The organism is Nocardiopsis lambiniae, from assembly GCF_031845465.1.
GTDB classification, from domain to species: domain Bacteria; phylum Actinomycetota; class Actinomycetes; order Streptosporangiales; family Streptosporangiaceae; genus Nocardiopsis; species Nocardiopsis lambiniae.
The window spans coordinates 1-12,302 of the sequence record NZ_JAVREP010000038.1; the positions used below are offsets into that span (position 1 = coordinate 1).

The following is a 12,302-nucleotide window of genomic DNA, read 5'->3' on the forward strand; positions in this document are numbered from 1 at the left end:
CCGGCCCCCCGGCGGCCCCACGGCCACCACCCCTGTCCGCCCCGGCACCGGTCCGCGCCGACGCGCGGAACACGAAGGGCCCTATTCGATCCCCCGCGCCCGGGCCCGGTCGGCCGCCGCGCGCGGCCCCGCGGTGAAGGGGTCCCCGTGACCGGGCAGCACCGTTCCCTTCTCGCCCAAAGCCGCCAAACGGTCCAGGGACGCCAGCGCCATGGCCCCGTCGTGCGTGGACATGCGGCTGACCACGGTGGGCCCCGTGCGACCGGTGGTCGGGTCGTGGGTGACCAGGGCGTCGCCGGTGAACACCACCTCGCGCTCGGGCCACACCAGGATCGCGCTCCCGGGGGTGTGCCCGGGGGCGCCCACCACCCGGGGGCTCCCCGGCACCTCCTCCAGGACCTGCCCGTCGGTGAAGGTGGAGTAGGTGGCGATCGGTGGCGTGTTGAACGCCCCCATCCCTTCGAGGTGGGCGAGCAACCAGGCGACCTTGGGACGCCGCAACAGGTAGGGCACCATCGAACGCTCGGGCGGACTGTACGCCATCGCACGGTCGGGTCCGCCGCCCAGGAGCGGGGCGTCCGCCTCGTGCACCCAGATCGTCGTCCCGGTGCGGCTCAGGGCGCGCGCGGCCAGTCCGATGTGGTCGGCGTGCCCGTGGGTGAGGACGACCGCCCGCAGGTCGCCGCCCACCCGGGCCACGGCGTCGAGGAGCACGGCGCTGTGGTCGGGCAGACCGGAGTCGACCAGGACCAGGCCCTCGTCGGTCTCCACGAGGTAGAAGTTCACCACCGCGTCGCCGAGACGGTGCACACCGGGGGCGACCTCGATCAGGGTCGTGCTCATGGCTTCCCTCTCGACGCACGGAGGACCACGCCGCCCGCAAGCGGCCTCACCTCCTCTCATTACCCAGGGTCATGGCCGACCATGACCCTCCGGCACCCCGACCCGAGGGATTCGGTACGTCGGATCGGACCCCGTGGCCCCGGGCCCTCACCGGCGGGGGCGATCCGACGGAACCGCGACGCGGGTCGGCCCGCCCGGCCCGCGAACCCCGACCCGACGACCTCCCCCGCGGTCGGCGGGGCGGCGCGGTGTCGGTGATGGGCCTGCCGCGTCGCGCCCTGCCGGTTCCTCCGGGCGGCGGTGGCGTTCGTCCGCTCCCGGGAGTGCTCACGCGACGGGAAAGCCTTGTTCCACAAGGGTTTTCGGACGGGCGGCCACCGGCCGGTGCGCTCTCGGTGACCGGTGGGCGAACACTTCGGAAAGGGGTCCGCGACACCGGTGCGACCTTCCGTGCGCCGCTCTACGATCATCGCGTCGGGCGGCCCGTGAGGCCCCGGCACGGACACGAGGCGACCGACCGGCAGGACGCGAGGGCGCACATGGGGATGGAGATCCCCGACGAACTGGCCAACCTCTTCTACGGGCTCACCGGGACCCGGTGGCCCAAGGTCGACGAGGACCGACTGCGGGACTTCTCCGACGCGTACGCGGCCGTCGAGTACATCCTCGCCACCGAACTGCCCGACCTGGTGCTGGTGCTGCGGCGCAAGGTGCGGTCCACGTTCGACAGCCGCACCACCGAGTACTTCGAGAACTCCCTGGCCCAGTTCACCGCCGGCGAGCGCGACTACATCGGCGAGGCCGCCGAACTGGCCGGAGAGATCCGCCAGTACGCCAAGGACGCGGCCAACCAGGTCGAGTACGCCAAGTGGATGATCATCGGCCAGCTCATCCAGTTGGTGCTGGAGATCGCCTGGGCGATCGCGACGGCCAAGTTCACCTTCGGCGCGTCGCTGAAACTGATCCCCCTGTTCAAGTTCATCAAGAGCCAGATCATCCGGCGCATCCTCAACTGGCTGGTGTGGAACCTGCTCAGCCACCTGTTCATCGCGCAGATGTTCGGCGTGACGATGGACCTGCTGATCCAGCGCATCCAGATGGACCAGGGGAACCGGGACGGGTGGGACAAGGAGCTCACCCGGATGGCCGCCGCGGGCGCGTTCGTCGAGGGCCTGCTCGGCGCGGGCCTGTCGTTCGGCGCGGACCTGTTCCTCAGCGGCCAACTGGCCAAGCTCTTCGGCAAGAACCTCCCCGACCCGCCCGCGCCCCCGCCGCCGCCCACCCGCGACATCCTCCCCGACCCGCCGGCCGGCCCGCCCGGACGGGAGGCGGGACCCGACCCGTTGATCACTCCCCCGCCGCGGGACGTCTCCGACACGTTCACGACGCCGCCCCGGGACACCCCGGACCCGACGCCCCCGCCGCGGGACCCGACCGGCGACGGCCCGACCCCGCCGCCCCGGGATCCCCCCGGCGACGGACCCGATGTCCCCCCGGTGCGCGTCCCGCCGCCCCCGGGGAGCATCACCCCGGAGTTCGACCGCGACCTGGTCAACCTGTTCGCGCGCAACTCCAACGAGTTCCTCGGCGCGGCCCAGCGGCCCAACACCGCGAGCGTGGGCCTGGACCACGCCCGGCGGTTCGTCGACGGGTCCGGCGACATGTTCGCCCGCCACTTCGGGGACACGATCGGCGACGCCGCCGCCCGGAACCTGGGACGGGACTACGCCGAGACGCTGCTGCGCACCTGGAACACGCCGCGCATGACCTCCTCCCTGGACGACGTGCTGGCCTCCGCGCCGCTCCCCCAGAGCACCCGGGACCACCTGGCGCGGGACGTGCCGGAGGCCTTCGGCCGCACGGTGGCCGACTTCGGCGCCCGCTGGCGCGACCGGGCCACGTCGCTGGGCATCGGCGCGGCCTCCGGGGCGTTCGAGGGTTACGTGGGCGAGGGACTCACGAACCTGTGGTTCTCGCCCGAGCAGGAGTGGTCGGCGTCGGGCATGTCGGCGGTCGCCGGGGCCTCGACCTCGGTGGTCCACGACCTGGCCGTGGCCGGCGGCCTCAAGGGCCTCGACTCCCTCGGCCACCTGCGCGACCTCAACGACCGTCCGGCACTCGACCTCGACGGGCCGGGGCCGGGCCGCCCCGACCCGGGGTCCCGGGGGTCGGTCTCCGACGACGACGCCTCCAGCGTGTCGTCGGGCTGGGAGACGCCCCCGCCACGAGGCGGCAACCGTGGTTTCGAGTCCGACGACGAACCGATCCTGCGCCTGCGGGGCGGCGGCGGGGACGACATGTCGTCCTTCGAGAGCTACGACGGGGACGGCGACGACGTGTCGACGATCGCCCCGTCGGACCTCTCGGACCTCTCGGACCGCTCGGACGACGGGGACGGCGGGGAGACGTCCCGGGACGGGGAGGACTCCGCCGCGCGCCCGAGGGGCGACGAGGACCCGGGGCGGCGGGGCCCGGGCGCGCCGCACGGGGAGTCCGGCACGGGCGGACGCGGCGGGGAGCGCTCCTCGCCGCAGTCCGACGGCACGGCCGCCTCCGGCGAGGGAGGCCGGGAACGGCCCGGCCGGCCCCCCGCCCCGGCGCCGGAGCGCGAGGGGACGGACGACACCACGGGCGGGGACCGCACCGGCGGGGCCGGGCGCACACCTCCGACCACCGCGGTGGAACCGCCCCCCACGGTGCGGGACACCGGCGGCGACCGGTCCGCGCAGACACCCCCGGACCGGGAGCGCTCCGAGGAGGAGGCCGCCCCGCCGACGTCCGGCGCGCCCGCCGCTCAGGGGCACGAGGGCTCTCACGGGAACGGTTCCGAGACCCCGATCTCCCCCTCGTCCGAGGACGGGTCGTTCCACGGGGAGGGCCGGGGCACGGTCGCGGACGCGGACGCCGAGGGGGGCCTCCCACGTCTGTCGCCGGACGACGGGTCCGGACGGCTCGACCCGCGCTCGTCGGAGGGCCCGGCCGAGGGCATCGACATCGGTGCGTTCCTCCGCTCCCTGAACGGTGACGTCGGGGGGACCGGCTCCGAGGGCGCTCCCGTGCCGCCTCCGGTGGTGGCCGCTCCCACGCCGCCGCCCTCCGGGGCGCCCGCGTCGCCGTCCCCGTCCTCGGGCGTGCCCGGGGCTTCGGCCTCCGGGCGTCCGGAGGGTGCGGGCTCGGGCCCGTCGAGGGACGGTGTCCACGGCACCGCGGAGACGGACGGCTCCGAGGCCACCGCGCACGAGAACGTGCTCGCCCCCGCGGATCCGCCCGTGGTGACGGGCGGACCGCCCGTCACGGAGACGGACGGCACACCGTGGGACGCCGAGCACACCTCGGGCGAGGTGCGCGCATCCCGAACGGAGAGCACGCCCGTTCCCCCGGGGGCGGTCCCCGCCGCACCGTCGGCGGAGCCGCCGCTCTCGGACGGCCGCGGGCCGGAGGGCAGCGGCTCGGACTCGGCCGCGCCGCCCACCGGGGAGGAACGCGGTCCGGTTCCCCCGGTCCGGGAGGAGGACGGTCAGGAGGACGCGGGGTCCCCCCTCCCCGATCCGGAGAACGACCGCACCGGGCACGAGGAGACCCCCGCCGCCCAGGGCGAGAGCACACGGGGCGAAGGCCACGGGGAGACCCCCGTCACCGACCTCACCGAGGGCACCGGCGTGGGGAAGGGGGATGGGGAGGGGTTCTCGGTCGCCGACCGCGAGGGCGAGGCCTCCGCCGGCGAGGACGACCCCGTGTCCCTCCAGCGGGAGGAACCGGCCGCCGAAGGCGAGGAGACCCCGGACACCGGGGGCGCCCCGCCCCCCTCGGGCGAGTCCGCCGAGACGACCGTGTCCGACACCTCCGTCGTGGGAGCGCCCCCGCCGGCCGAGTCCTCCAACCGCAGGAGCGGCTCCGAGGCGGAGACCTCGCGTGCGCCGAAAACGGGTGGTGGCCGCGATCCGCTCCAGGGGCCGCCCCGCCGCGAGAGGGAGCCGGGCCTGCTGCCGGAGTCCGGTCCCGAGGAGACGCCCGGTACCAGCGGCCTCACCGGGGAGCCGGGCCCGCCCACTCCCCCGGTCACGGAGTCCGAGGCCCCGGTGGAGGACGTGTCCGTCGGCTCCGAGGGCGGATCGGTCGACCCGCGAGGCGAGCGCGGTGGCCGACCGGACCCCTTCACGGAGGTGAAGGACCCCGAGGCGGAGGAGTCCGAGGTGGAGGAGTCCGAGGCGGGGGGATCCGAGGAGAAGACGCCCGAGACCAGGGAACCGAAGGGCAAGGAGGTCGAGGTCGAGGAATCCGGGGTGAAGGCACCGAAGACGGAGAGATCCCCGGCCGAAGGGCCCGAGGCGGAGGAATCCGAGGCCGAGGAATCCGAGGCGGGGGGATCCGAGGAGAAGACGCCCGAGACCAGGGAACCGAAGGGCAAGGAGGTCGAAAGGCCCCCCGCGGAGCGGCCCGAGCCGACGGCCGAGCGGACCGGCACCGAGGACCCCGGCGGTGAGACCGGCGGGGACTCGGAGTCGGGCACGAGCAGGGCTCCGAAGGAGACCGAGGCTCCCGAGCCCGCCCCGAAGGCCCCCGCCCTTCCGGAGGGACCTCCGGGCAGCGTCCCGCCACCTCCTGTGGGCACCTCCCGTGCCGAGGGGGACCCGGACGCCCTACGGCTCAACTACCTGATCGAGTCGCGGTGGATCGAGTCCTACGGCGTCCGGGTCGACCCCGACGCCGTCCTCGACACGTTCCCGGGGCTGCCCGACGACGTCCGCGCCCTCCTGGGGAACGGACTCACCACCGACGCCCGGGACTTCTTCTCCCCCGACGGCGTCAGCCGGACCTCCTCCGACGGCAGGACCTACACGCTGCGTCTGAGCTCGGAGAACGCGTGGCGCAGCGGCGGGCGGGACCGGCCGGGCGCCGCGACGGCCAAGTACAAGGGCCTGCACGACGAGCAGACCCAGACGTCGAGGGGCGAGTCCGGGCTCTCCGGTAAGGCCCGACGACCGGTCGTGAGCGTCCAGGCCAACCTCTTCGGCGTGGACGCCATCCCGGCCCCCGCGGTCGGCGGCCGGGTGTCGGCCTTCGGGGGTTCGGCGGTACAGCAACAGTCCGGGGACACGAACCACACTCAGCTCCTGACCACGGAGATGACCGGTGCGGGGGAGACCTACAACAGCGACCTGACCGCCACATGGCAGGTCGAGGGAGGTCCGCGCCCGGAGGGGGCCACGCCCGGGACGACCGGTGGAACCGGGCGGAACGGCTCGGGGAACCCGCCACCGACCACGACCACCGCCGACGGAGGCGGCGGAACCCCACGGGACGCCTCGGGGGACCCGCCGACCGCCACGACCGCCACCGAGGGGGTCGACGGCATCGAGTTGGCCACCCGGCGGAACCCGCCACCGACCACGACCACCACCGACGGAGGCGGCGGAACCCCACGGGACACCTCGGGAAACCCGCCACCGACCACGACCACCGCCGACGGAGGTGACGGGAACCGACGGAACGCTCCGCGGACCCCGCCCCCGGCCCGCATTCCGCAGGGGGTGGAACTCGTCCTGATGGGCGGGGTACAGCACCGTGACGACCTGCCCGCGCGGATCACGTTCACGGACCTGTGGGCGCCGCCGGTGACACCGCCCTCCAACGGCACCGGAACCGATGGGACCGGAACGAACACCACCGGTACCGATGGCACCGGAACCGACAACGGCACCGGAACGGGCACCTCCGGGAACAACGGCGCCGGCTCCACCACCCACGGCACCGGGGCGGACACCGCCACCGCCACGAACACCACCGGCGACACCGGGACCGACGACACCCGCGATACCGGGACGAACAGTGACGACCGCAGGTACGGCGGCTACCTGGCCAACTCGCACCCCATCGCGATCGACTCCATCACCCGTCGCGCCGCCGACGAGTCCGACGGGTCCGGTTCCGAAGGGAGCGGCACGTCCCGCTCGGAGGACGAGGCCCCACCCACCACGTTGAACTCCTGGATCGCCGAGCGTCTCGGGTTCGAGCCGCCCGGGACGGGCGCCGACACCCGCAGGGTGCTCCACCGCACCCGGGGGGACGCTGACGCCCCGGCCGTGGTGTCCCAGCCCAAGACCGGGTCGCGGGCCCGGCACCGCGAACTGAACCGGCGCGGCGTGATGGAGGTGTTCTCCGACGACATCGTCATGACCCAGCTGCCCACCATGACGAGCGAGCCCCGGACCGTGAGCGTGCCCGACGCCGATGGCGGGTCACGGCTGGTCACCCTCTGGTCCTACCCGGTCTCCATGGAACTCGTCCCCGACACCCCCAAGAACTTCAACATCAAGATGACCGACCGCCTCACCCGTGGGTCCGGTCAGCTCTCCAACCGCCTCAAGGGCTTCTTCGTCGGGTTGTCGGCCGGCATCGTGTCACGGTTGCCCGGCGACATGTTCCGAGTGGAGGCCCCCTCCTTCGAGACGCGCTTCCAGAAGGTGTGGACCCGCGGCCGGGGGCGCTCGGACAACACGTGGGACTCACACCTGTTCCACAGCACGGACACGGCCGTGTACAAGACACGGCGCACGATCGCCGTGTGGCTCGACAACGACACCACTCCCACGCTGTTCGACGTCTCCGCGACCGAGGCCCTCACCGCGGACGACGTCCGCCGGCTCGCCGAGGGAAGACCCGAGGCGGAGCCCGTCGCGCGGACGGGAGACCCCTTCCTGGACCGCGAGGGCGGCCCGACCCACCTCGGCGACGCCCTGGTCCGCGACGTGACCCACGCCGACGGCACCGAGATCCGGACCCCCGACGGGGAGCCGATGCGCCCCTTCTTCCGGGACTACGCGCACCGACTCCTGACGGAGATCGACCGGCAGTACCCCGGTCTGGTGCTGCCGCACCTCGCCCTGCCGGGCACCCCGGCGCCCGAGCGCTCGCACGCGGGCTGGAACCACCGGCGCAACAAGGCCCAGGCCCGGCAGAACACCGAGACGCTCCTCGCCAAGGTCAACGCGGCCTCCTTCCGGTCCGACCCGGACGCCTGGCTGTCCGGGCAGCTGGAGATCAAACTGGTCGAGACGAAGGTCCTGCCCTGGCTCAACGAGTTCAGGGAGCGCCGCGTCACGGTCCACGACCACATCTCCGTGTGGCCGCGGGTCAGGATCACCGGCTACTCCGAGGCCGCCCCCCTCTCGAAGTCGCACACCGGCACCACCACCGGTTCGTCGTCGGGCCTGAACCGCCAGGCGGGCAAGATCACCTCGGTCACCGCCGAGGGGCGGTTCGGTTTCACGGCCCGCAGCGTCGGCACCGGCCTCGACTCCTTCGGCAACCCCTCCGAGGCGGGCGGTGTGTACGTCCGCGCCTCCAACGAGTTCCGCAAGAGACAGCGGAGCGAACACGCGATGTCGTCGACCGGCGAGACCAACGTCAAGGACAAGAGCGGTAGTCGCCGTCTCTTCGCGAACGCGGAGTTCTCGGCGTGGTTCGGCCCCAAGGACGGCCTGGTCCCGCGCTCCTCGCGCTCCGAGGCCGTGTCCGGCACCGGCATGGGGCGCGAGATCTTCGGCAACGGCGACGGGGACGTCCGTCCGCCCCGTGCCCGCGTGGAACTGCACGCGCCCCGGGTGGGACGCCGCGTTCCGCTCGACACCCCGCCCGCAGGGAATCCGGCGCCGCCCCGGAAGCTCCCGGCGCCCACGGCGTCCCGTCTCTTCGGGCAGGGGCCCGACGGCTTCGTCACCACCGGCCCGCGCACCGTGCGGATCCACCGGTCGACCCCGCGCGGGCTGGAGACGGTCACGGAGGTGCCCGAGCCCCGGGAGTCGGCGCCCCCGACCGGCAGCGGGAACCCGCCACGGACGACCGGCGGGGACCCACCGCCCACGTCCACCGGGAACCCGTCCCGGTCCACCGGCGGCGATCCGCCGGGCACGACGACCGCCACCACACCCCAGCCGAGCACCTCGCGCGACACGCCCCGCGCCACGACCGGGAACCCGCCCCGGACCACCACCCCGGGCGACACCACCGGGACGACGACGGGGCGGCAGGAGGGGGACCGCACCCGGACCACCGGAAACGACACGACGGGCCGCACCCCGCGCGGGAACGACGCCACGCCGCCGCCCCTGGCCATCCGGCGCACCCCCCGGGCGGAGCTGCTGGCCGACACGTTCGGCACGGTCCAGGCCTTCAACCCCGCCGTCTTCCGCCGCGGCGAGCACGTGATCACCGTGGGGTCCCTCACCTACGCGGCCTTGGACCGCGACCACTGGTCGTTCTCGCGATCGGTGGCCTCCCGCGACGGCAGCGCGGCCATCATCGCCGCCCACACGTCGTCGCAGACGCTGGCGGCCTCGCCCGGCCTCACGCGGAGCACCGGCGACCGCTTCCGGGTGCAGTTCGACGACGGCATCGCCCCCCAGCGGACCCGTCCGACCACGGTGACCTGGTACGTGCCCACCCACGTCGTGTCGGCCGTCCTGCGCGAGTTCGCGGTGATGGAGCCCAACCGGGTGCGGGAGATCTCCTTCGGCTTCGGACGCTCCCACGAGACCACGTTCACGATCTCGGTCGCCGCCCGAGGGGCCTTCAACCCCCAGCCGACGGCCGAGACGCCCGGCCAGGCCCCGCGCGGCACCGTCGGACCCATCGTCCAGCCCGGCCTGGAGGCCCGGTACACGCCGTACGGGCACGGCCAGGGCGAGTCGTCCTCGGTGTCGTACCGGACCCGCCGGGAGGTCAAGTTCACCGGCGCCACCTTCGAGTTCGTCACCGACGGCGTGATCCTCCAGGCGACCGAGCACAAGAAGGACTTCGACCTCCTCTTCTCCGTTCCGCGGTCCACGAAGGAGAGCGATCACTCGGCCTGGTTCGCACCGGTCAAGGACGCCCAGAAGATGATGGTCCCGGCGCTGTGGGTGTTCTCGCAGGGGCTCGTCCACGACCGCCTCACCTGGCTGCCCGACGGCACGGTCGTGCCGGGTACCCAGCGCCCTCCCCAGGCTCCCCCCGGCGGTCTGGGCGTCAAGCCGGACCTGGCCGGCAAGGGGTTCGACTCACGCCCCGTCCGGGTCCCCGCGCTGGTCGACGACCTGGTACGGCAGCTGGAACGGGACGGGTGGGAGCTGACGGTCCACTCCCGCGAGGACCTCATCAAGGAGGTCGGCGAACACATCGAGGGCAACCGGTCGAACATGGACGTACTGGTGAAACCCACCGGGACACGGCTGGACCCGCTCGAACAGGGCCTGCGGATCAAGAACCGGTCACGCGTCGCGAAACTCACCCTCGACATCGAACGGGGGCCCGCCCGCGTCGAGCAGCTCGGCGGGCAGATGGAGTACGTCGACCGCAACATCAAGATCACCGGCGGCTCCGAGACCAACACGAGGATCCGGGGGCGGGGCTTCGGCGGGGCGGTCGACCTGCTCGCGCCCATCGGGAACAGGGAGGACCCCGCGACCGGGAGACAGACCGGTGCCGTCAACGCGGGCGGCACCCCCGCGTTCCGGCGGCAGTCGTTCACCGAGGACTCCTCCTCCGGGGGCACCGCGCGCGAGGAGACGCAGGAGCGGGTGCTGTTCTCTCCGTACGCCAAGGTCACCACGTCGACCCGGGTGAACGCGCACCTGTCCATCGGCGACCGGGTGTACACGGCCACGGCAGACGACACCGGGCAGGAGAGCGTCCATCCCCTGCCCTACCTGGAGACCACGGCGCCCACGGGGGGCGCCCCCCGGCCCGGGCCGCACTACGAACCGGCCGCCATCGACCTGGACGGCTCCTCCTACGTCGACGCCTGGGTGGTGAGCCGCAAGGGGCCGCAGGGGACCGGCTTCCAGGACGGGGAGGGGGGCCTCGACGCGATCCCCGTCGCGATCGAGGGCGAGGCGAAGGTCCTGCTCGACGCCGCCGTGGTCAACACCGCCCTGATCAACGGGTGGACGAGCCCGAACGGCAGGCTCGACCTCAACGCCGCGGAGGTCGCGTCGGCCACCCGGTACCTGGACGACCGCATCTCGAACATCGACCGGGCCGAGGGGATCACCGCGCGCAAGGACGAAATGCTGCTGCTGTCGCTGACCCCCGACGCGACGCGGGAGCCCACCGTGCTGGCGGAGTTCGGGAAGTCGGTGGTCAAGACGCGGGCCCTGCTCGACACCGGGTCGGCCACGATCGAAGGCGTCAGCACCGACAGCCGCGCCCGCGACTCGGACCAGGAGGGCGGGCGGCAGTCGCACACCACGGCGGAGCAGAAGGTGGGCAACCTGGGAGTGGGCGGCCAGGCCACGGAGACCGGGCGTCCGCAGGACCGCGTCCGCGAGGCCGGGGAGGCCGAGTCCGCCGCCCTGAGCGGCGCCCGCGGAGGCACCTCCGGCGCACAGCGGCACGGGGCCGTGGCGAGCGGCCCGGGGACCAAGCGGATGTTCCTCGTGCGCGTCCCGGCCCGCTGGCTCATCTGGGCGGAGAGCACGAACGGCACGGCCTCTCCGCGAGGGGGACAGGCCGACTCCTCGGTGCTGCGCTGGATCGACGCCGACCAGGCGCGGTCCTGGGGGCTGGACACCGACTCCCCGGCGATCGAGCGGTACGCGAAGGCGGAGTCGGCGTTCACCAAGGCGGACGCGGCGTACTTCAAGGCGCGCGGGGAGCTGTTCTCGTTCGTCGGCCAGATCGACGACCCCGGCGCCGGCGGTCTGAGCCTCCAGCAGCGCTACCGCGAACTGGAGGACGCCTACCACGCGGCGGAGAGGGTCCGGAACTCCACGATGCGGGATCTGGTCGACGCGTTGCGCGACCTGCGGGGGGCGCGGACCCCTGCGGTGCCGCAGACGGAGTCGGAGGGCGACCCGCCGCACGGCGGGGAGAGCGGCTCGAAGGCACCGGAACCGACGCCCCACGACGACTTCTTCGTCTCGGACGGTGTCGGCGGCTCCGAGCGGTCCGCGCGGGGCATCGGGCCGCCGCCGTTCATGACGTCCCCGATGGGCCTGACGGAGGAGGGTCACGGGGGCGAAGGGCCGACGGGCGGCGTGCTCGCGCCACCCGTGCCCACGGCCGAGACCATCCTCGACGACACCGACCTCTACGACGCCACCCCACCCGGCTCACCCCGCCCCCGACCCACCCACGCCCCGCCGACGCCCCTCCCGCCCGACCCCGGACACACCGAGACCGACCCGACGGACACCGCGCCCACGGGAGAGACCACCGGAACCGAAGGACCGACCGGCGACGAGGCCCCGACACCACCGGACCCGGAGCCGGTGGGCACGGCCCCGGAGGAGAGCACCTCCCACGAAGGCCCGCCCGCACCGCGCACCGACCCGCGCACCACGACCGAGGAAGGCTCTCCACCGCCCGCACCGGAACCGCACGCGACCGAAACGGCCGAGGAGGGCGGCGGAACCGAGGAGCGCGGCACCCCCGGGTCCCACCCCCCCCCCCCCCGGGAGCCCCAGGTACCCCGTACCCCG

2 protein-coding genes are annotated in these 12,302 nt (G+C 73.9%); one reads left to right on the forward strand and one right to left on the reverse strand.

The features are described from left to right. Positions 1–81 precede the first annotated feature (81 nt). Positions 82–843: an MBL fold metallo-hydrolase gene (locus RM479_RS27335; RefSeq protein WP_311514567.1), complete on the reverse strand. Its 762-nt coding sequence runs from the start codon at positions 841–843 to the stop codon at positions 82–84. Between the two features lie 539 nt (positions 844–1,382). Here RM479_RS27335 and RM479_RS27340 point away from each other — a divergent pair. Next, the coding region (locus tag RM479_RS27340; protein WP_449590061.1) for a WXG100-like domain-containing protein at positions 1,383–12,302 on the forward strand (10,920 nt) is incomplete at its 3' end.